Raw genomic sequence first — 19,643 nt, 5'->3', positions numbered from 1 at the left:
GAACGCATTAAAAAGCGACTACAGCGATCAGGTAAACAGTTGCGTGCTCAAGTCCCGGCTCGCATCGAGCATGATCGGCAAGAACCGCTGCTCCAGCTCGCTGCGGGCCACTCGCCCGGCACTGGTGCTGACATTCAGCGCAGCCAGCACCTGACCCGATGCGTCATAAACAGGTACGGCAATCGAGCGCAGCCCTTGCTCCAGTTCCTGATCGACGATGCACCAGCCTTGCTGGCGAACCAGTTGCAGGCATTCGAGCAGTGCTTCGGGAGTGCGAATGGTGCGGCTGGTCTTGGGCTGTAAATCCACATGATCCAGATATTCACGCAACGACACATCATCCAGCGCCGCCAGCAGGATACGTCCCATGGACGTGCAATAAGCCGGCAAGCGACCACCGACAGACAGATCGACGGAAATGAGCCGCTGGGTGGTTGCCGAGCGGGCGATATAAAGAATGTCATCGCCTTCGAGGGTCGCCATGTTGCAGGCCTCATGCAGCATATCGCTCATGCGGTCCAGATAAGGCTGGGAAGAAACCGCCAGAGGGGTCGAGGACAGATAGGCATGACCCAGTGTCAGGACCTTGGGCAACAATGAGTAGGTTCGACCGTCTGTCGTCGCGTAACCCAGCTTGATCAGCGTATGCAGACAACGCCGAACCGCAGCCCGGGGAATTTCCGTGCGATGGCTGATCTGGGCAATGGTCAGATGCCGCTTGCGCTCCTGGAAGGCATGAATCACTGCCAGGCCACGTGCCAGTGACGTCATGAAATCGGGGTCGCCGGTCAGTGCCTGAATACGTTTTGCAGGCGATGCCACGATAGGCGGTGCCAGCGATGCAAAAGAATTACGCAGTTCATCATTCATTGCCAACACCTCTGTAACAGCTCTCAGGCCTTGTAAACCGCTGGCTTCAGCCCCTTTTCAAGGGGTTCTGCGAAGCCCGGATTGTGCGATTATCGAACCAATGGCCGATAATCGCAATTGACCCGTCGCAAATATACTTATACCTTTACGTCTGCCATGAAGTGACTTCTTGGAAATCCTGGTCAGGTACCCACTAAGAAGTCCAAGGCAGCGGCCTTGCCCACGAAGCAAGGCCGTTTTCATTAGAGCGATCCAGACTGCGACATCCTGACGCACCCCTCAATGATCACTCGATAAATCGCCTCTCTCATTTTCATTTGAATTTTGTCGCCAGTATTCTGTCCCGGCGCATCAGACTTTCATCGATGAAAGTTCTGTCATATTCATTACTCACCAAAACTTCGGAAGAGTCTCACAAAAAAAACAATATTCATGAAATCTCATGGCGTCCGGACAACGCCTATAGTTGACGAGACTGAACTTCTTGGAGATAGTATCGATCACTTGATTGGCGATACCTTGCCCTCCTGCGCAACATGCAGTTAATTTTTCGGTGCAAGGACCAGTCAACGTTAAGCATTAGCGCCCAACCCAAAAACGAATGTCGCTACGACAGCTGTTTTTTCTGGTGCCCCGTAGCCGCGAGCAGCAACGTGTCAAAGGCCTTGTGAAAAAGCCGGAATCCCTGCGTGGCCAGACAGCCACGAATGTATTTCGCCGGTCAGCTCACACGAGCGAACACTTTTGCGTGCTCAGCGTTATCACCAGACTCAATTGACTTAGATCAGGTAACTCAGTGACTAAAGATGAACTGCGCGCGGAACTTGAGCGCCAGGAGCAACGTTACAAGGATGTCTACGGCGGGGAAGTCACCACCTATGCCGCGCAACCCGAACCGGAACGCAAGCCTTGGCGTAAAAGAGCCAGTCTTCTGGATCAGGCTTTCAAACAAGAGTTGCAGAAGATGGAAAAAGACCTGAAAGAAGAGACATAGGTCTGAACGGGCTTCAGCCGTTCGCCCAGACCTGAAAATGCCAGCCACACAGGCGTCACCGTCCCATTGAGCAATCATTCGGGCACCTGTGGCATGCCTTTTTTTTGACTTTAATCGATACCAATCAGCGGCTGGCAAGTCGATCCGTATTTTTTCTGTCATAATCGCGCCCCCTTCAGACCGGGTCAGAAAACCTACATGATCGATTTATTCAGCGGGCTAGATGCTTGGGTGTTAGTGAGCCTGTTGCTCGCCCTGGCATTCGTCCTAACGTTCGAGTTCATCAACGGCTTTCATGACACCGCCAACGCGGTGGCGACAGTCATTTACACCAAGGCAATGCCGCCTCATCTGGCCGTGTTCTTCTCGGGTGTGTTCAACTTTCTCGGCGTCCTGCTGGGCGGTGTCGGCGTGGCCTATGCCATCGTCCACCTGCTTCCGGTGGAAATGCTGATCAACGTCAACACAGGACACGGGCTGGCGATGGTGTTCTCGCTGCTGGCTGCCGCGATCGCCTGGAACCTGGGGACGTGGTACTTCGGTATCCCGGCATCGAGTTCCCATACGCTGATCGGCTCGATCCTTGGCGTGGGTCTGGCCAACGCCCTGATCAACGACATCCCCCTGAGCGAGGGCGTCAACTGGCAGAAAGCGATGGATATCGGCGCATCGCTGGTGTTCTCGCCACTGGCTGGCTTCCTGGTGGCGGGCCTGGTGCTCATCGCACTGAAATGGTGGCGCCCCCTGTCCAAGATGCACAAGACGCCTGAACAGCGTCGCAAGATCGACGACAAGAAGCACCCACCGTTCTGGAACCGTCTGGTACTGGTCATTTCGGCCATGGCCGTCAGCTTTGTACACGGCTCCAACGATGGCCAGAAAGGTATCGGCCTGATCATGCTGGTATTGATCGGTATCGTGCCAAGCCAGTTCGTACTGGACCTCAACAGCACGACCTACCAGATCGAGCGCACCCGGGATGCAACCCTGCACCTGAGCCAGTTCTATCAGCGCAACAGCAACACGCTGGGCGAATACCTGGCCATGGGCAAGTCGTTCAAGGGCGACCTGCCATCCAGTTCCGCATGTAACCCGGAGCAGACCGAGCCAACCATCGACGCACTGCTCGACACATTGAAAGGCGTTGCCGATTACCACTCGCTGTCTTCCGAGCAACGCATCGAGGTACGTCGCTACCTGCTTTGCCTGGATGACACTGCACGCAAGGTCGGCAAGTTGCCAAACCTGGGCGCTCGTGAAAAATCCGACCTGGAAAAACTTCGCAAGGACCTGACCGGTACGACCGAATACGCACCGTTCTGGGTAATCCTGGCCGTTGCACTGGCGCTGGGTATCGGCACCATGGTCGGCTGGAAACGTGTGGTACTGACCATTGGCGAGAAGATCGGCAAGCAAGGCATGACTTACGCTCAAGGCATGTCTGCGCAGATCACCACAGCCTGCGCAATTGGTATGGCCAACATCTTCAGCCTGCCCGTTTCGACCACCCACATCCTGTCGTCGGGTGTTGCCGGAACCATGGTTGCCAACAGGAGCGGCCTGCAAGGCGGCACCGTACGTACGATTCTGCTGGCCTGGGTCCTGACCCTTCCAGCCACTGTCGCACTGTCGGCCTGTCTGTTCTGGCTCGCGTCCAAAGCGCTGGCCTGATGCTCCATACAAAGGCGGTGCGCACGCACCGCCTTTGACGCCTTACCTGCGCTTCTTGCCGCCCAGCAACGACCCCATCAAACCCCGCACCAGCTCACGACCCAATTGAGTCGCCGCCTGACGCATGGCATTTTTCACCGCCTGCCCTGCAACGCTTCCCAGAAATTCACTGGCCTTGTCCCCGAAACTTTCCGACTCCTGCGTGTTTGCGGCAGGTGCATCGGCCTGACTCGGTTCGCTCGCTTTGCGGGTGACCAGTATTTCGTAGGCCGACTCCCGGTCGACAGGCCTGTCATAGCGCCCCGCCAGAGGCGACTGGCTGATAAGGCTGACACGCTCGGCTTCGCTCAGCGGCCCGATGCGCGATTGAGGAGGAGCCACAAGAACCCGCTGGACCATGGCCGGCGTACCCTTGTCCTGCAAGGTGCCCACCAGCGCTTCACCGATTCCCAGCTCAGTCAGCACACTCAATGCATCGAACTCAGGGTTGGGCCTGAAACCATCGGCTACTGCACGCAGCGACTTCTGCTCCTTGGCCGTAAACGCTCGAAGCCCGTGCTGAATACGCATCCCCAACTGCGCCAGAATGTCATCCGGCAGGTCACCGGGCGACTGAGTGACGAAATACACACCGACACCCTTGGAGCGAATCAGACGCACCACCTGTTCAAGCCGCTCCTGCAAGGCCTTGGGCGTATCGGCAAACAACAGATGCGCTTCATCGAAGAACAGCGCCAGCAGCGGCTTGTCTGCATCGCCACGCTCAGGCAATTGCTCGAAGAGTTCTGCCAGCAACCACAGCAGGAAAGTGGCGTAGACCTTGGGGGCTTCGTGTACCAGGCGGCTGGCGTCCAGCAGATGAATGCGCCCTCGCCCGTCGCTGGCAGGCCGCAGGATATCTTCCAGTTGCAAGGCCGGCTCACCAAACAAGGCTTCTGCGCCCTGCTGCTCCAGAACCGCGAGACGCCGCTGCAAGGCCTGGCTGGAACCGGTAGTCATCAGCGCGCCATCTTCCCCCAGCAACTGCGGGTTATCGCGCAAATGGTTGAGCAGTGCCTTGAGGTCCTTGATATCCAGCAGCAGAAGGCCTTCACGATCAGCCACCTTGAAGGCTGCGTACAACGCCGATTGCTGGCTGTCGCTCAGTTCAAGCAGATTGCCCAGCAACAACGGCCCCATTTCACTCAATGTCGTGCGCAAGGGATGGCCGGACTTGCCGTCGATATCCCACAGCGTTACTGGATATCCCTGAGGCTTGTGATTGAGCCAGGGCATCCCGGCAATCCGTTCGGCAATCTTGCCCTGAGGATTGCCCGCTGCCCCCAGCCCGCAGAGATCGCCCTTGATATCCGCGGCGAATACGGCCACGCCGGCATCGCTGAAGGCTTCAGCCAGACGCTGCAAGGTGACCGTCTTGCCAGTCCCGGTTGCACCGGCCACCAGACCATGACGATTGGTCAGGCGCAAAGCCTGAAAGACCGGTTGCCCACCAAGGTCGGCCCCCAACGCAATTTCCTGAGAATCGGGCATGTCATCACCTTCTCATGCACATCATGCAGAGCTGTTGGAAATAGCTGACCGCCAGCCAGCCGCTTTTTATAGAACGCATAGTATTGACCAGTTTCAACAAGGCTGACTGCCATCCTCCCGCCGGGCGGCGGGATTTGCACGCGAACATCTATTCTTGTGGGAGGTCAAGGAAAGAACTGCCATTGATCGCAGGAGTGCCAACTGTGCATATCGCCGACATGACCATGTTCTACGCCCCCGCCAGCGGTGGAGTACGCACTTACCTCGATGCCAAGCACCGCCGCCTTGAGCGCTACCCGGATGTGCGCCACAGCCTGCTGATCCCCGGTGCCTGCTCAAGCCATAACGACGGGGTTTATAAAGTGGCCGCTCCTGCCTTGCCGTTCAGCAATGGTTACCGCTTTCCGTTACGGGTATCGCCCTGGCGCAATGTATTGCATAGCCTGCAACCGGACCTGATAGAAGTCGGCGATGCCTACCTCACTGCCTGGGCGGCACTCGATGCCCGGCGGCAACTGGAAGTGCCGGTGATCGGCTTCTATCACTCGGATCTGCCATTGTTGGTCAGCAACCGCATGGGCCACTGGATGGGGACCAGTGTCGAAGCCTACATCAGCAAGTTATACGGCAACTTCGACCGGGTATTGGCGCCCAGTCAGATCATGGCTGACAAGTTGATATCCCTGGGCGTAGAAAATGTTTATACACAGCCCCTGGGCGTCGATCTGGAGACATTCAACCCCCGCCATCGAAACCCGGACATCAGAACTGAACTCGGCTTGAACGAACATACCCATCTGCTGATATTTGCCGGGCGCGGCTCGAAAGAGAAAAAGTTGCCGGTCTTGCTTGAATGCATGCGCCAACTTGGCCCGCACTATCACCTGTTGCTGGTGGGTTCACATATGCCGGTCCAGGTGCCGGACAATGTTTCGGTTATCGGACGCTTCTGCAACACCAGGCTGCTGGCACAACTGCTGGCCAGTGCCGATGCCCTGGTACATGCAGGCGATCAGGAGACTTTCGGCCTGGTAATCCTTGAAGCCATGGCCAGCGGCATTCCCGTAATTGCCGTCGCGGCCGGGGCCTTTACTGAAATAGTAAAACCGGAGTGCGGCTTGTTGTGTCATGCGAATGATCCCCAGGCGATGGCCTTCGCCGTTCGCGAGTTGTTCAGCCATGACACGCAGCAGAAAGGCCTGGCGGCTCGACGCCATGTCGAGGAGCGTTACAGTTGGGATAACGTGATCAGCGGCCTGCTCGAACATTATCGAGCAGTCCTGGGCTGTCGCCTGCCAGCACTCGCCCATGGCTGAAACGCCGAAACCGCGCAGTGTCCTGCTGGTCCTGCATGATGTCGCGCCGCCAACCTGGGCCGACTATCAGCCCTTTGTGGCTGCCGTGGATGCATTGGGCTCGATCCCCATCACCTGGCTGGTCGTACCGGACTTCCACAAACGCCACCCGCTGGATAACGACCCGTACTTGCCTAACCTGCTGCACAGCAGGCTTGAACGAGGCGATGAGCTGGCATTGCATGGTTACTGTCACTACGACGACGGCCCTGCGCCCCGCTCACTGCATGAATACTTCATGCGTCGCATCTTCACCTGGGAAGGCGAGTTTTACACCCTGAACAGACAACAGGCCCTTGCGCGACTGGAAGCGGGTATTGAACTGTTCAGACGCCATGCCTGGCCCCTTCACGGTTTTGTGGCACCCGCCTGGTTGATGAGCCAAGGCACCCGCGAAGCGCTGCGCCAACTGCCACTGGCTTACACCAGCGACTCGCAGCACCTTTATCGATTACCTGACTTTACGAGCATCGATGCACCCGGTCTTGTCTGGAGCGCACGAAGTTCCTGGCGGCGAGGCGTATCGAAAGTGGTCAGCGAACTGCACAGGTCCAGGATTCAGGAAGCACCGACCATTCGTCTGGGCCTGCACCCTGTCGACATGCGCCATGGGTTCTCGCGCCGCTACTGGCTCGACACCCTCAAACGCTTGCTGGAGGAAGGACGTCAGCCCATGACCAAAATCGCCTGGCTGAATGCTCAAGCGTTGCTGTCGGGCTCGGGGGATTGTTCTTGCAACTGACGCCACAATTCAGCGGCCTCAGAGAAGTCGGCGCCGTCTTCAGGCGTCAACTCATCAAGGTCGTAGCGACTCAGACAGCCTTCGCCCAGAGTGGGAGGCGCGGTGGAGGTGGCTTTGTCGAGGGGATCGGTCATTAGCAAGGCGCCCGTACATTCGAAGAAAATCTGTCGCCTTCAATGACGTCTCGCGAATGAATTCGCTCCTACAGAGGCGTAGGAACGAATTTATTCGCGAATGGCGCAAATGATCAATCGAAAACCACGGTCTTGTTGTCATGCACCAACACCCGGTCTTCCAGGTGAGCACGCAGACCACGGGCCAGGACCATTTTTTCCACGTCACGGCCGAAGCGCACCATGTTTTCGATGCTGTCGCGATGGCTGACGCGAACCACGTCCTGCTCGATGATGGGACCGGCGTCGAGTTCTTCGGTGACATAGTGACAAGTGGCACCAATCAACTTCACGCCACGCAGCGAGGCCTGATGATAAGGCTTGGCGCCGACGAACGATGGCAGGAAGCTGTGGTGAATGTTGATCACCTGATGGGCATATTCGCTGCACAACTGCGGCGGCAGGATCTGCATGTAGCGCGCCAGAACCACCACATCAGCCTTGTGATGACCGACCAGACGCGAAACTTCGGCAAATGCCGGCTGCTTGTCTTTTGGATCGACAGGGACGTGGTAATAAGGAATGTCGTGCCACTCGACCATGCTGCGCAGATCCTGGTGATTGGAAATCACGCAGGCGATGTCGCAGTCGAGTTCATCGCTGTGCCAGCGGTGCAGCAGGTCAGCCAGGCAATGGGATTCGCGGCTGGCCATCAGCACCACGCGCTTCTTCTGCGCAGAGTCAGTGATGCGCCAGTCCATCGAGAACTCTTCGGCGATAGGCGTAAACGCCTCGCGAAAGCCCTCGAGATCAAAGGGCAATGTATCGGCACGGATCTCGTGACGCATGAAGAACCAGCCACTGAGATTGTCCGAATGGTGGCTCGCTTCGGTAATCCAGCCATTATGGGATGCCAAAAAGTTACTGACTTTGGCAACGATGCCAACACGGTCCGGGCAAGCAATCACCAGACGAAAAGTGCGCATTTAGGGAAACTCCAGAACTTCGCAAAGGCGCTATTCTAGCGACTGTGCGGCAAAACTGCAGTATTCCCTTTGCCTGCCTCTCAAGAAAACCCGCCGCCAGAGATTGCACCTTGCCAGCATCACATTGTCAGCGCTCAAGCCCCAAACAAACCCTCTATTTAGCGGTGCTTTAATAGGGTGCATCTTTGGGAGTCGCACACCCGCTTGCTAGTTCCATGAATCTGTAGGCGGGGTGTATATTCTAAATAATCCAATAAAACTTTTATTTAATGTTTACTTGCTCAAGTTCTCTGACTATTATTGCGTGACTGTAACCCTGAAACCCATCACAACATAAGGTTCCCTCATGTCCCTGATCAACGAATACCGCGCCACAGAAGAAGCCATCAAAGAACTGCAAGCCCGTTTGAAAAACCTGTCGCAAGACGACAAACTGCAAACCGAGCTGGAATTTGAAGGCAAACTGCGCACACTGATGGGCGAATACCAAAAATCGCTGCGCGACATCATTGCACTTCTGGATCCAGAATCCAAAGTTAAAGCGCCTCGTGGCGGTGCAGTGAAAACTACCGGCACCAAGCGTGCTCGCAAAGTCAAGCAATACAAAAACCCGCACAACGGCGAAGTCATCGAAACCAAAGGTGGCAACCATAAAACTCTGAAAGAGTGGAAAGCCAAGTGGGGCAGCGACGAGGTTGAAAGCTGGGCCACTCTGCTGGGCTAAGCCTTACAGGGCTGCACCGCATCTGCACCCGTTAAAAACGCCAGCTTGCTGGCGTTTTTTTATTAATAAGATTCCCCCCCTCTCGCCTTATACTCCCAATCGCCCGGTTAAATGCTGTACATAATTCTGCCACTGATTCAACACCTGAAGCTGCGCAGGGGTGGCATTAACAGACAACTCGGCCAGCGCGTCTGTAAAACTTTGTAAGGTATTGGGAGCGCCCCATTCCGGGCTGCGTAGCCGCGCCTGACAAAAATGGCGCCAGCGCTGTTGCTCTTCGTCACTCAAGGTATCGGGGAAGTTACGGGCACGATAACGAAACAACAACTCAGGCAGACGCCCATCGTCAAAAGGCCACGCATCATGGGCCAGTTGTTCCGGCTCGGCACAGCGTACTTGCTCACAAAGTCGACGATCACGATCACCAATAAATCCATCATACAATTGCTGCTCGGGATCTTCGGTGGCCGTGAAATCATCCTTGTCATACAAAGCAGGCAATTTACTCTGCCAAACTTCACGACTCTCGTTCAGCCGAGACGCGCGCGCCTGATAGCCCGCCATATCCAGCTGCAAGCGCTCTTGATCTTCACTGCGCAAGACACTGAGCGGCGCAATCACCGGGCATCGATTTATATGCAGTAATTTGAGCGGCACCGGCAACTCACCCTCCGCCATCTCCTCACGACGCCTATATAAACGCTGCTTCAGAACTTCGGCATCCAGGTCCAGCAGAGGCGAATGATCCAGATGCAGGTCGCACACAATCAGGGCATTGCGATTCCTGGGATGCCAGGCCAGCGGCAATACCACACCCAGATAATTACGGGCCGCAGAAAAGCGTCCTGAGATATGCACCAGCGGCTGCATCAGACGAATCTGTTCCTGAACCTTATGTTTGCTGCGCAGAGCGAACAGGTAGTCATACAGTCTTGGTTGTTTCTCACGTATCAGGCGCGCCAGAGCGATAGTTGCCCGCACATCCGACAACGCATCATGGGCTTGCCCGTGATCAATGCCATTGGCGGCGGTCAGGCGTTCCAGCTTGAGGGTTACTCTGCCCTCTTCCTGTGGCCAGACAATCCCGTCAGGGCGCAGTGCATAGGCGGCTCGCACTACATCGATCAAATCCCAGCGACTGTTACCGCCCTGCCACTCTCGCGCATAAGGATCGAAGAAGTTTCGATACAAGCTGTAACGGGTTACCTCATCATCGAAACGCAGCGTGTTATAGCCCGAACCGCATGTGCCGGGAGCCGACAGTTCAGCATGCACACGGGTCATGAAATCGGCTTCGCAGAGCCCTTTTTCAGCCAGACGCTCGGGCGTGATCCCGGTAATCAGGCACGCCGCCGGATGAGGAAGAATGTCGTCGCCGGGCTGGCAATAAAGATTTACGGGCTCTGCGATCTCATTGAGGTCGAAGTCGGTACGAATGCCGGCCATCTGCAACGCACGGTCACTGCGCGGATTGATACCGGTGGTTTCATAGTCGTACCAGAAGATGCTGGAGGTCACGGGCTGATCCTGAACAAAAGACCTGCAAAGTGTAGGTTGTCGAGCATGCCTGTGGCGAATTAAAGCCTTATTGCCCCACAAAGCCCGGAATGCCTTGTTGCGCACCACAGCCTTGCTCGATAGCATCACAAATCGCTTTCAGGTGCCCTGCTCCCGACAATGTCATCGCCTCCAGCCTCGCCAAGGAATGCAGCGCCGCCCGCGCCACTGGATACCCGAATAGGGATCGAGACCCCGGAAGGCATCGATCTGGTCATCCGTCCAGCCGGTCTGCTGCCGCGCGCACTGGCCTTCGGGATCGATCTCGGCATCCGAGTGCTGATCATCGGCGCACTCATCATGTTCTTCCGGCTGTTCGACAAACTCGGCACAGGCCTGGGTTCCATCGCCACGTTTCTGGTGACCTGGTGGTACATGGTGCTGTTTGAAGTATTGAATCAAGGCAGCACGCCGGGCAAACGCATCATGGGCCTGCGCGTGGTACAGGACGATGGCACGCCCATCGGCTGGGCATCGTCGCTGATCCGCAACCTGCTGCGCGTCGTCGACATGCTGCCTTTCGGTTACTGCATCGGGATCATCAGTTGCCTGAGCCATCCCATGTTCAAGCGTCTGGGCGATCTGGCGGCCGGAACCTGCGTGATCTATCGCGATGTACCGGTCCAGCGCCCCGTTCTGCCGCAAGCCGAGCCGGTTGTTGCGCCGTTCACGCTGACTCTGGACGAACAACGTGCCGTCATGGATCTGGCGGAACGCCAGGGCGAACTCTCCGCTGCCCGCACTGAAGAGCTGGCAGCCATTCTGGCAGAACCCTTGCACATTCCTCCCGGCAAGGCAGTCGCGCACATCAATGGCCTGGCCCGCGGCCTGTTGGGGCCAACATGAAACAGAGCCTGTTTGAAGCCCGTCACCAACCCCAATGGCAACGTTTCAGTGAGCGCCTGGATGCACTTGAGCGTAGCAAGAGCGATCCCGAAACCGGCGAAACCTTCGCCAGCGATTACCGGCGTATCTGCCATCAACTGGCATTGGCGAGGGAACGCGGCTACAGCAGCCACTTGATCGACCCGTTGCAACAACTGGCCATGCGCGGCCACCAACAGCTCTACCGCCATCGCAACAGCATCGGTGCGCAGTTCCTGAGTTTCATCCTCGCAGGCTTCCCGCGTCTGGTTCGGGCGCAATGGCGCTTCGTACTGGTCGCCAGCCTGTTGTTTTTCGCCAGCCTGATCGGCATGGGCCTGCTGGTGTATTTCTTTCCGGATCTGGTCTACAGCATCCTCAGCCCGGCACAGGTCAGCGACATGGAAAGCATGTACGACCCCGCCGCGAAACGCATAGGCCAGGCACTGGAGCGAGAATCCAGCGATGACTGGATGATGTTCGGCTACTACATCATGAATAACATCGGCATCGCGTTTCAGACCTACGCCAGCGGATTGCTCTTTGGCCTGGGCAGCCTGTTCTTCCTGCTGTTCAACGGCCTGATGATCGGTGCCGTTGCCGGCCACCTGACACAGATCGGCTTTGGCCAGACATTCTGGTCATTCGTGGTGGGGCACGGGGCCTTTGAGCTGACGGCAATTGCCCTGGCCGGCGCGGCAGGCCTGAAACTGGGCTGGGCCTTGCTGGCTCCGGGCCGCCTGACCCGCGCCGAAGCCTTGCGTCTGGCGGCACGAACCAGTGTGCAACTGATCGGCGGCGTCATTCTGTTCCTGTTTATTGCGGCCTTTATAGAAGCCTACTGGTCATCGATGACCTGGCCCGCCCCTCTCATCAAATATCTGGTGGGCGCCGCTCTCTGGGCATTGGTGATTGCCTATCTGGCTCTGGCAGGACGGACAGCCCATGCGCCTGACTGACGCCAGCGTCACGATACGTCCGCGCAACGCCTGGGAAGCCATCGATCTCGGCGTACTGCTGGCCCGCGAACACCGTGCCCTGCTGATGAGCAGTTGGGCCATCGTCACACTGCCGATCTTCACGCTGCTCAGCGTATTGCTGTGGGATTATCCCTCGCTGGTCTTCATCCTGATCTGGTGGCTAAAACCCGTCTTTGAGCGCTTGTCCCTGCTGATTCTCTCCCAGGCCTTGTTCGGCCCTGCGCCGACACTCAAACAGGCGCTAAAGGCCTGGCCTGCGACACTCAAGAACCAGTTGCTCCCCAGCCTGACCACAAGACGCCTGAGCCTGAGTCGCAGTTTCCTGCTGCCGGTGCAACAACTGGAAAACCTTTCAGGCATCGAACGAAGCCAGCGCATCGCCCTGCTCCAACAAAAAAACATGCGCGCCGCCCGCTGCCTGACCATCGTCGGCAGCCATCTGGAATTTGCGCTGTGGTTCGGCCTGATCCTGCTGTTCTATGCCTTCATTCCCCAGCAGATCGAACTCGACTGGCGCTGGTACAGCATGCTGAATACGGACGGAAGCTGGAACTGGCTTGAACACCTGAGCAATGCGCTTTATGCCTTGGTGCTGGTGTTCTGGGGGCCGATCTACGTTGCCTGCGGTTTTACCCTGTACCTCAATCGCCGCACCACACTGGAAGCCTGGGATATCGAACTGATATTCAGGCGCCTGCGCCAACGGTTGATCGGCAGCGCTTCTGTCCTGCTGATAGCCACAGGCTTGGCCCTGTCCGCCTTGCCCACGTCGAGCCTGGCAGACGACCCCCAAAGCTATAGCTGCCCGCTGCCGGAGCAGGATCCAGCCATCAATGACCCGCAACCCGCTGCGCCCGATACACCACGCCTGACGCATCAGGCCTTGACCAGCGAAGACGCGAAAAAGGACATCAAGGCCCTGCTGCAACAACCACCGTTCAAGAACCCCAAGACCGTAAGCGGCTGGCGCTTCCCGGAACACGAAGAGCCCGCGTCCAAGGCCAAGCCCGGCAGTGAAGGCGCCCTGATCAAATGGCTGAACGGCTTGTTGAGGTCGGCAAATGTGATCGCCAACGTACTGGAGGTCTTGCTTTGGGGGGCCGCCATCGCCCTGATCGGCTGGCTGGTCTGGCGTTATCGCGAGTGGTTCAAGACCTTTGTAGGCCGAGGCAATGGCAAGCGCAAAACCTTGCGTGACAGGCCCGAGCAGTTGTTCGGCCTGTCCATCACGGCCCAAAGCCTGCCTGACGACATTGCCAGCCACGCCCAGCAACTCTGGGCCACCCAACCGCGAGAAGCGTTGAGCCTGTTGTATCGCGGCTTGCTCAGCCGCTTGTTGAGTGACTATCAACTTCCCCTCAAGAACGCCGACACCGAAGGCCAGGTGCTGGAGCAGGTCACGAAACTGAACCAGCCACTGCTGAGCGAGTTCAGCCGCAACCTGACCACCCATTGGCAAAACCTCGCCTACGGCCATCGCCTGCCACCCGCTCATCTGCAACAGGAACTCTGTGACGGCTGGCGCCGACTGTTCGATGCCGGAGTACAGCGATGACTCGGCGCAAGCAGATCCTCATCGGCTTGCTGGTGCTCGTGGCGCTGGTACTGAGCGGTATCTATGCCTACAAGAACCTCGAGCCCTACGAAGAAATCATCGATCAAGGGCCTTCACCGGAAGTAGCGGCCAATCCGTACCTGGCTGCCGAACACTTCCTTCGGCAACGCTCGACGTCAGTAAACACGACCCGCACCCTGCTCGCTCTTCCCGATGTCAGTCAGCAGGCACAAACGTTCTTGCTGCTCGACAGTCGCGAAAACATGACGCCTGCTCAGGTCGAACGGCTGCTGGACTGGACCAGATCGGGTGGCCATCTGCTGTTTGTCGCCGAGCAGCTATGGGACGAAAAAAAGGGTCGGAGCGGCGACCTGTTGCTGGACAGGGTTCAGGTTCGCCAATACCTCACAAGAGATATCAAGCGACAGGACCGCGAACAGGAACGGCTGGAAAACGAGGCACGCCCCAGACTGCCCGTTCCCATGATCGCCCCGCGCCCTGCTGCACCTTCCATGCGCTGGCCGGAACTGACTCGCCTGTATCTGGAAAACGAAAAAGAACCGGCCTACATGAGTTTCAGCCCGGCCTTCCATCTGGAAGATCCGCAGGATCACGCCCAGTCCTGGGCCAACAGCGCCGATGCCACGCACATGCTGCAAATGATCTATGGCAAGGGGCTGATCACTGTCCTCACGGACTCGGATCTGTGGAAAAACCGCGCCATCGCCAAATACGACAACGCCTGGCTGTTGTGGTATATCACCCAGGACAGCGCGGTGACCATGCTTCTGGAAACCGAGCATGACAGCCTGCCGGGACTATTGCTGCGCAACTTCCCGCTGGCGCTGGTGACACTCGCGCTACTGATCATCCTGACGCTCTGGCATGTCGGCCTGCGTGAAGGCCCCTTGCAAGCGCCCGCCGCCAGAGGCAGGCGACAACTGGCCGAGCATCTGCGCGCCAGTGCCGACTTTGTGCGCCGACGCAGTGGCCAGCAGGTTCTGCTCAAGAGCCTGCAAATGGATATCCTGCGGCGCGCCCGCCTGCGCCATCCCGGTTTTGAACGATTGGGGGTAACCGATCAGTGGCAGGTTCTGGCCCGCCTGACCCGCCAACCCACCAGCGCCATCAGCGACGCCCTGCGGCCAAGACCCAGCCAGCGGATGTCCAGTGCCGAATTCACCCGTCAGGTTGCCCACCTGCAAACCCTCAGGAATGCCCTATGATTTGGCTCTTGGGGTTCGTTAGGTTGTTTTTATTTTAGAAACAACCACTTAGAAAAAAACCCACTAAAGTGCTTGAGACGTTTCAATCATCTTAGGTCTGTCAAATAGGCCAAGCGATTGGGTGTCTTAGTCTAGGTGGGGAAGTTGAATGGAGCTTGTTTGGAGTACTGAGGACTTTGTGATCGCTGGGCAACCTTATCCAGGATTTCCCATTCTGCTCTGGGACACGATGGAGAGCTGCGTTCAAGCCAATCTGTTCTATCGCAACTACCTGCTTCGCGGGGCCATTGGCTCGAAGAAGTCATGGCCCAATACAGGCCGTGCAATTTACGATTTTTTCAGCTTCCTTCAGGCTCATGAGCTTGACTGGCGCGACGTGGATCGTGGCGAGGCCAAAAGCCTTGTAGCGGCCTACCGGGACTACTGCTTGGTAACGTGCAAGCTGGCATCGAATACCACTCGACAGCGCCTGACTTACATCTGCAAGTTCTACGAGTTCGCTCTGAAGGAAAGGTGGGTGACGCGCCTGCCATTCGACTATGAAGAAATCACCGTGAAGCGCGAAACAAGCTTCCTTGAGCACACCAATGCCAGTGGCGGCAAAGTTATGGCAAATGATGTGATGCCACGTCGCAATAAGACTCTCCCCAAGTTCCTGACCATCTCCGAGATCAAATCGCTTCTGGCTAGTGTTGAGAACCCCCATCACCGAATGATGATGCGCCTAGCGTTGCACATGGGCTTGCGCCGAGAGGAAGTCGCGAACTTCCCGTTGGAGTATGTGTTCGACCCCGAAAAGGCTGGAAGAACCGAACGCAATATCCGCCTCCGACTTGATCCGTTCGACGGAAGCGGCATGGTGACCAAAGGTAGCAAGCCGCGAGATATCTATGTAAGCCGCAAGTTCTTGGCAGAACTCTATCGCTATGCATCAAAGGCACGTGGCGAGCGCGCATCGCTGAGCAACACTCCACAAAAGCCGCTGTTCCTCAACAAAGCTGGGAGATCCTACGGTGACGGCAAGAGCCTTAATCGGATCATCAACAACTCCGGCAAGCGTGTAGGAATCAAGGTCCATACACACATGCTTCGGCATAGCTATGCAACCCACACCTTGATCGGCCTTCAGCGCAACCGGTCGAGCGGACTGGACCCTCTCGTGTTCCTTCAGCGGCAACTCGGCCACAGCTCAATTCAAACGACCATGCTGTACCTCCATTTGGTCAACGACATTGCCGACGAAGCGGTGCTGGCCTACGACGATGAGCTGAATGCATTGGAGGTAGATGCTTGATGGGGAAGCGTAAGGTATTTACCAAGACCGATCTCAGCGTCCCACAAGTCGAGCACAGCATCGACACCGCTGGCAACGTGGTCGTTCTTCCTGAGGCTATCCCTCCGTTGAACACCGCTGTCAAGTTCACGCGGAACAGCTCCAGCACCCGGAGCTTCGATTTTGCCCGGTGGTATGGCGCGGGGATTGACCCTATCACCTACGCCTGCCAGCGCCAAATTGAACGTTTCCTCGCCGGTCAGGACGGAGCCATCGCAGTTACTACTGCGGCTCATCACTGCACAATCGGGCTGCGTTACTTCCTCGATTACTGCCTGCTCCGGGCGGCAGCTTTTGGACGTAACTTGGTCTTGGCAGATGTAAACCGAGACCTTATCGACGGTTATCTACGCCATCTAACTGAGCTTAGTTTGGCAACTATCAGTCAGAAGAACGTCTACACGAAAACAAAGTCCTTGCTTACAGCACTTGGGCGGCGCGGATTGTTCCCCCTGGTCCCATCGGGGGATACCGCTACCTTCCCACGCAACCCCTTCCCAAACAGCAACCGAAAGGTTAAGGGCGAGACGGCGCTGTCCAAACGCGAGCGGCAGGCGTTTACAAAAGCACTGCGCGAGGCTATCAGGCCGATATGGAGCGATAACCCACTTGTGACGGGCTACCTTCTGGTCGCTGCCCTGCTGATCGTGGCATTGCACACCGGACGAAATACCACGCCACTGCTTGAGATGGGTCGCGACTGCTTGCGGCCACACCCCAAAGACAACACTGTGTTTCTGGTGCTTTGGAAGCGGCGCGGCTACAACACTAGTAAAGTCCCGCTGCGGTCCGAATCAGACGCCGAGCGCCTTCTCGAATACACGCCCAGCGTTAGGATGAACGTAGAGCGTCTGATTCGTCGCGTTATGGTTTTGACCGAGCCATTGGATTCAGACGCACCGGGCGACCTTAAGGGGCGCGTGTGGCTTTATCGCAGCCGCAGCACGGAGTCAGTCGGTCAAGTGACGTCGCTAAGCGCGGCGAGTTTGGAAAAGGAGGCGAGGAGTCTTGTAGCTAAATATGGGCTAAAGGATAGCGACGGAAATCCATTGCGCATAAATATCTCGCGCCTGCGCAAAACCTTTGCGAACCGTATTTTTGAGCTTACCGATGGCGATCTCGCGACCACCGCCGCAGCGCTCGGCAATACCCCTCAAGTAGCCGACAGGAACTATTTAGCGCCCGGCCCAGACGCCCGTCGCAACTGGAAGTTCATGGGTGAAGTACTGGTGCAGGAGTTGCAGACTCACACAATAGGCGAGACCTATAAAGACACCCCAATGGGTCGTTGCGCCGATCCGGTGAACGGCCAGTTCGCCCCAAAGCGCAAGGATGCGAACTGCATGAGCTTCATGAACTGCCTGCGCTGCACACACTACGCGGTGACTGCTGAGGATCTCTACAAGCTGTTCAGCTTCTACTTCCGTGTGCTGGGCGAACGCTCGCGAATGGACAAAAAACGCTGGGCAAGAGAGTACGCCCATATCCCTCGTCTGATCGACAAGTACATCGTCGCCGAGGGATTGCGGCGTGGCATTTTCAAGACCGCAAACGTTGAGGCCGCTCGTGAGCGCGCCCGCTCACAGCCGCACCCATACTGGTCAGTTGATCTGATTGAGAGCTTGGAGATCTTTGCATGAGTGACGAAACCTTGTTGGCGCTCTCATGGACGCCCATCATCACCCCGCCGGGTGACGTGCGCGGACTCCCTGAGTCCGAACGCGATGCTGCTATCATCACCGCTACTCAGGTAGATGGACAGTGGGTCATCCTCAGCCGATACGCCGACGACATCTGGCATCTCGATGGCTTCACCAGTAACCGGTCATCCTCTCAAAGACGCATAGACTTCAGTCAAGTGCCACTAGCATTTAGAGCGGTGGTGAAGGCGATAATGTACCGTTACGTAATGCGCGGGCGACAAGAAGCGGGTCGACCTAGAGGCTCTACGGCTCGTTATGTGTTCAATTCTGCACTGCCATTTCTGCGCCATCTTGAAATGCTGAAACTAGACCGCCTGAGCGTGGTTACACCGATGATCTGTATGGCCTACGTAACCGCCTGTAAAGCACACCTCCAGGCCAAGCGTTCTATAGGCAAACCATTATCACCGCGTGGGCTGGAAGCCCGCTTCATAGCAGTCGAAGCATTCTATGAACTCAGCCAGTATACCGACGACCCGATGCCTCAGCATCCTTGGCCCGAGACATCCGGAAGGGCAATGGCAGGGACTAATAGCGGGAACACTCGAAGTGTAAAGACGCCGCTGATCCCCGATGACGTGTTCTGCACCTTGTTCGGAGAGGCCCATCACCTAGTCGAGCGCGGTCATCAAGTGCTTAATCTGCGAGATGAGCTTGATACTGTAGCGGCGCAAGGCAATGCGCTCAGCGTCGAGGGTCTCGTTTGGGCTAAGAATCGCCACTTGAGCACCTCTGGTTGGGAAGGTGGTTTGAAGGTATTCAAAAAAGCGCTGATCGATCTACGCACGGCCTGCTACATCGTCTTGGCCAGCACCTCCGGCTGCCGCAACCACGAGCTGGCCAATCTACAGTCGGGCGCAGAGCGCCGCACAGAAGACGATGAGGGCATCATCTATCACTGGATGCGCTCTCGATCTGACAAAACCGATGCTGGCATACATGACTGGATGATTCCTGAGACCGCCGTGCGCGCTCTGCGCCTGATGGAACGCTGGAGCGCGCCCTACCGAGCGATGATCGCTGCTGAGATTATGCACCGCCGTCGCGCAAACCCGCTTGACCCACAAATCGCAGAGGCGCTAAAGCATCGCCATTCGCTGTTTCTCGGGGTAAATCCAAGGGCTAACAACCAAGTGCGCACACTCACCAATACGACTTGGGATCAGAACCTGAAGGCTTTTACCAAGAATTGCGGACTGAGCTGGAAACTCACCACTCACCAATTCCGCCGCAAATTCGCCAACTACGCCGCACACAGCCGCTTCGGCGACCTGCGCTACCTCAAAGAACATTACGCGCATTGGTCGATGGACTGAATCGCCCTGGGTTTCGTAGACACCTCTTTGCCTTAAACTGAGGCCAATCAGGAGGTGCCATGAGCAACCCACGTTATCCCGAAGAATTCAAAATCCAAGCGGTCAATCAAGTGACCGAAAAGAA

General features: G+C 56.9%; 17 protein-coding genes. 12 read left to right on the top strand and 5 right to left on the bottom strand.

The genetic code is table 11. The features are described from left to right. Window positions 1–27 precede the first annotated feature (27 nt). Complete coding sequence (gene pcaR, locus Q6A51_RS12095; protein WP_117183921.1) at window positions 28–870, bottom strand: pca regulon transcriptional regulator PcaR; 843 nt, start codon at window positions 868–870, stop codon at window positions 28–30. A gap of 796 nt (window positions 871–1,666) precedes the next feature. Here pcaR and Q6A51_RS12090 point away from each other — a divergent pair. Together Q6A51_RS12090 and Q6A51_RS12085 are read left to right on the top strand one after the other, a co-directional pair. Next, window positions 1,667–1,864, top strand: coding sequence for a hypothetical protein (locus Q6A51_RS12090; RefSeq protein ID WP_201017445.1), 198 nt, complete (start codon window positions 1,667–1,669; stop codon window positions 1,862–1,864). 198 nt (window positions 1,865–2,062) lie between these two features. After that, window positions 2,063–3,535: an inorganic phosphate transporter gene (locus Q6A51_RS12085; RefSeq protein ID WP_201000231.1), complete on the top strand. Its 1,473-nt coding sequence runs from the start codon at window positions 2,063–2,065 to the stop codon at window positions 3,533–3,535. A gap of 42 nt (window positions 3,536–3,577) precedes the next feature. Here Q6A51_RS12085 and Q6A51_RS12080 read toward each other — a convergent pair whose 3' ends face one another. Continuing rightward, a complete protein-coding gene (locus tag Q6A51_RS12080; RefSeq protein WP_304574888.1) occupies window positions 3,578–5,065 on the bottom strand; it encodes a helicase HerA-like domain-containing protein in 1,488 nt (495 codons plus the stop codon). Window positions 5,066–5,289: 224 nt separating this feature from the next. Between Q6A51_RS12080 and Q6A51_RS12075 the strand changes: the two genes are divergently transcribed. Beyond that, the gene (locus Q6A51_RS12075; protein WP_201017535.1) at window positions 5,290–6,381 is read left to right on the top strand and encodes a glycosyltransferase family 4 protein; all 1,092 of its coding nucleotides are present in this window, start codon (window positions 5,290–5,292) and stop codon (window positions 6,379–6,381) included. Beyond that, a complete protein-coding gene (locus Q6A51_RS12070; protein ID WP_201017447.1) occupies window positions 6,374–7,162 on the top strand; it encodes a DUF2334 domain-containing protein in 789 nt (262 codons plus the stop codon). The genes Q6A51_RS12075 and Q6A51_RS12070 overlap by 8 nt, the downstream gene beginning before the upstream one ends. On the opposite strand, the gene Q6A51_RS12065 is transcribed toward Q6A51_RS12070, so the two are convergent. Both Q6A51_RS12065 and purU read right to left on the bottom strand, forming a co-directional pair. After that, window positions 7,120–7,296 (bottom strand): hypothetical protein, encoded by a 177-nt coding sequence (locus Q6A51_RS12065; protein ID WP_201017448.1) that lies wholly within the window; start codon window positions 7,294–7,296, stop codon window positions 7,120–7,122. The genes Q6A51_RS12070 and Q6A51_RS12065 overlap by 43 nt on opposite strands. Window positions 7,297–7,409: 113 nt before the next feature. Beyond that, window positions 7,410–8,261, bottom strand: a complete 852-nt coding sequence (purU, locus tag Q6A51_RS12060; RefSeq protein ID WP_201017449.1) for a formyltetrahydrofolate deformylase — start codon at window positions 8,259–8,261, stop codon at window positions 7,410–7,412. Between the two features lie 346 nt (window positions 8,262–8,607). Here purU and mvaT point away from each other — a divergent pair, with 346 nt between their 5' ends. Then, the gene (mvaT, locus tag Q6A51_RS12055; RefSeq protein WP_201000236.1) at window positions 8,608–8,985 is read left to right on the top strand and encodes a histone-like nucleoid-structuring protein MvaT; all 378 of its coding nucleotides are present in this window, start codon (window positions 8,608–8,610) and stop codon (window positions 8,983–8,985) included. A gap of 87 nt (window positions 8,986–9,072) precedes the next feature. Here mvaT and sbcB read toward each other — a convergent pair whose 3' ends face one another. Beyond that, window positions 9,073–10,503 carry an exodeoxyribonuclease I gene (sbcB, locus tag Q6A51_RS12050; protein ID WP_201017450.1) on the bottom strand — a complete coding sequence of 477 codons (1,431 nt, stop codon included), beginning with the start codon at window positions 10,501–10,503 and terminating at the stop codon, window positions 9,073–9,075. Window positions 10,504–10,662: 159 nt separating this feature from the next. Here sbcB and Q6A51_RS12045 point away from each other — a divergent pair, with 159 nt between their 5' ends. The 7 genes from Q6A51_RS12045 (at window position 10,663) to Q6A51_RS12015 (ending at window position 19,519) form a co-directional block, all read left to right on the top strand. Next, window positions 10,663–11,388, top strand: coding sequence for an RDD family protein (locus Q6A51_RS12045; protein WP_304574887.1), 726 nt, complete (start codon window positions 10,663–10,665; stop codon window positions 11,386–11,388). Continuing rightward, window positions 11,385–12,365: a stage II sporulation protein M gene (locus Q6A51_RS12040; RefSeq protein WP_304574886.1), complete on the top strand. Its 981-nt coding sequence runs from the start codon at window positions 11,385–11,387 to the stop codon at window positions 12,363–12,365. The genes Q6A51_RS12045 and Q6A51_RS12040 overlap by 4 nt, the downstream gene beginning before the upstream one ends. Further along, entirely contained in the window at window positions 12,352–13,941 is a 1,590-nt protein-coding gene (locus Q6A51_RS12035; protein WP_304574885.1) for a DUF4129 domain-containing protein, read from the top strand. Before Q6A51_RS12040 ends, Q6A51_RS12035 begins: the two co-directional genes overlap by 14 nt. Then, entirely contained in the window at window positions 13,938–15,167 is a 1,230-nt protein-coding gene (locus Q6A51_RS12030) for a DUF4350 domain-containing protein (protein ID WP_304574884.1), read from the top strand. The genes Q6A51_RS12035 and Q6A51_RS12030 overlap by 4 nt, the downstream gene beginning before the upstream one ends. Window positions 15,168–15,315: 148 nt before the next feature. Then, entirely contained in the window at window positions 15,316–16,461 is a 1,146-nt protein-coding gene (locus Q6A51_RS12025; RefSeq protein WP_304574883.1) for a tyrosine-type recombinase/integrase, read from the top strand. Beyond that, a complete protein-coding gene (locus Q6A51_RS12020) occupies window positions 16,461–18,140 on the top strand; it encodes a hypothetical protein (RefSeq protein ID WP_304574882.1) in 1,680 nt (559 codons plus the stop codon). The genes Q6A51_RS12025 and Q6A51_RS12020 overlap by 1 nt, the downstream gene beginning before the upstream one ends. Continuing rightward, complete coding sequence (locus Q6A51_RS12015) at window positions 18,137–19,519, top strand: site-specific integrase (protein WP_322791247.1); 1,383 nt, start codon at window positions 18,137–18,139, stop codon at window positions 19,517–19,519. Before Q6A51_RS12020 ends, Q6A51_RS12015 begins: the two co-directional genes overlap by 4 nt. Window positions 19,520–19,643: the final 124 nt, after the last annotated feature.

Origin of the sequence: Pseudomonas serbiensis, assembly GCF_030580745.1 — a bacterium.
In the GTDB taxonomy this organism is placed as follows: domain Bacteria; phylum Pseudomonadota; class Gammaproteobacteria; order Pseudomonadales; family Pseudomonadaceae; genus Aquipseudomonas; species Aquipseudomonas serbiensis.
Note: the sequence above shows the minus strand (reverse complement) of the source record. Positions and strands in the feature narration are given on the sequence as shown.

Bases quoted from the DNA above. Each gene is read 5' to 3' on its own strand.
- Q6A51_RS12075 (WP_201017535.1), top strand. From the start codon at position 5,290: ATGTTCTACGCCCCCGCCAGCGGTGGAGTACGCACTTACCTCGATGCC.
- pcaR (WP_117183921.1), bottom strand. From the start codon at position 870: ATGAATGATGAACTGCGTAATTCTTTTGCATCGCTGGCACCGCCTATC.
- Q6A51_RS12045 (WP_304574887.1), top strand. From the start codon at position 10,663: ATGTCATCGCCTCCAGCCTCGCCAAGGAATGCAGCGCCGCCCGCGCCA.
- mvaT (WP_201000236.1), top strand. From the start codon at position 8,608: ATGTCCCTGATCAACGAATACCGCGCCACAGAAGAAGCCATCAAAGAA.
- Q6A51_RS12065 (WP_201017448.1), bottom strand. From the start codon at position 7,296: ATGACCGATCCCCTCGACAAAGCCACCTCCACCGCGCCTCCCACTCTG.
- purU (WP_201017449.1), bottom strand. From the start codon at position 8,261: ATGCGCACTTTTCGTCTGGTGATTGCTTGCCCGGACCGTGTTGGCATC.
- Q6A51_RS12070 (WP_201017447.1), top strand. From the start codon at position 6,374: ATGGCTGAAACGCCGAAACCGCGCAGTGTCCTGCTGGTCCTGCATGAT.
- Q6A51_RS12040 (WP_304574886.1), top strand. From the start codon at position 11,385: ATGAAACAGAGCCTGTTTGAAGCCCGTCACCAACCCCAATGGCAACGT.
- Q6A51_RS12030 (WP_304574884.1), top strand. From the start codon at position 13,938: ATGACTCGGCGCAAGCAGATCCTCATCGGCTTGCTGGTGCTCGTGGCG.
- Q6A51_RS12035 (WP_304574885.1), top strand. From the start codon at position 12,352: ATGCGCCTGACTGACGCCAGCGTCACGATACGTCCGCGCAACGCCTGG.
- Q6A51_RS12015 (WP_322791247.1), top strand. From the start codon at position 18,137: ATGAGTGACGAAACCTTGTTGGCGCTCTCATGGACGCCCATCATCACC.
- Q6A51_RS12025 (WP_304574883.1), top strand. From the start codon at position 15,316: ATGGAGCTTGTTTGGAGTACTGAGGACTTTGTGATCGCTGGGCAACCT.
- Q6A51_RS12080 (WP_304574888.1), bottom strand. From the start codon at position 5,065: ATGCCCGATTCTCAGGAAATTGCGTTGGGGGCCGACCTTGGTGGGCAA.
- Q6A51_RS12085 (WP_201000231.1), top strand. From the start codon at position 2,063: ATGATCGATTTATTCAGCGGGCTAGATGCTTGGGTGTTAGTGAGCCTG.
- Q6A51_RS12020 (WP_304574882.1), top strand. From the start codon at position 16,461: ATGGGGAAGCGTAAGGTATTTACCAAGACCGATCTCAGCGTCCCACAA.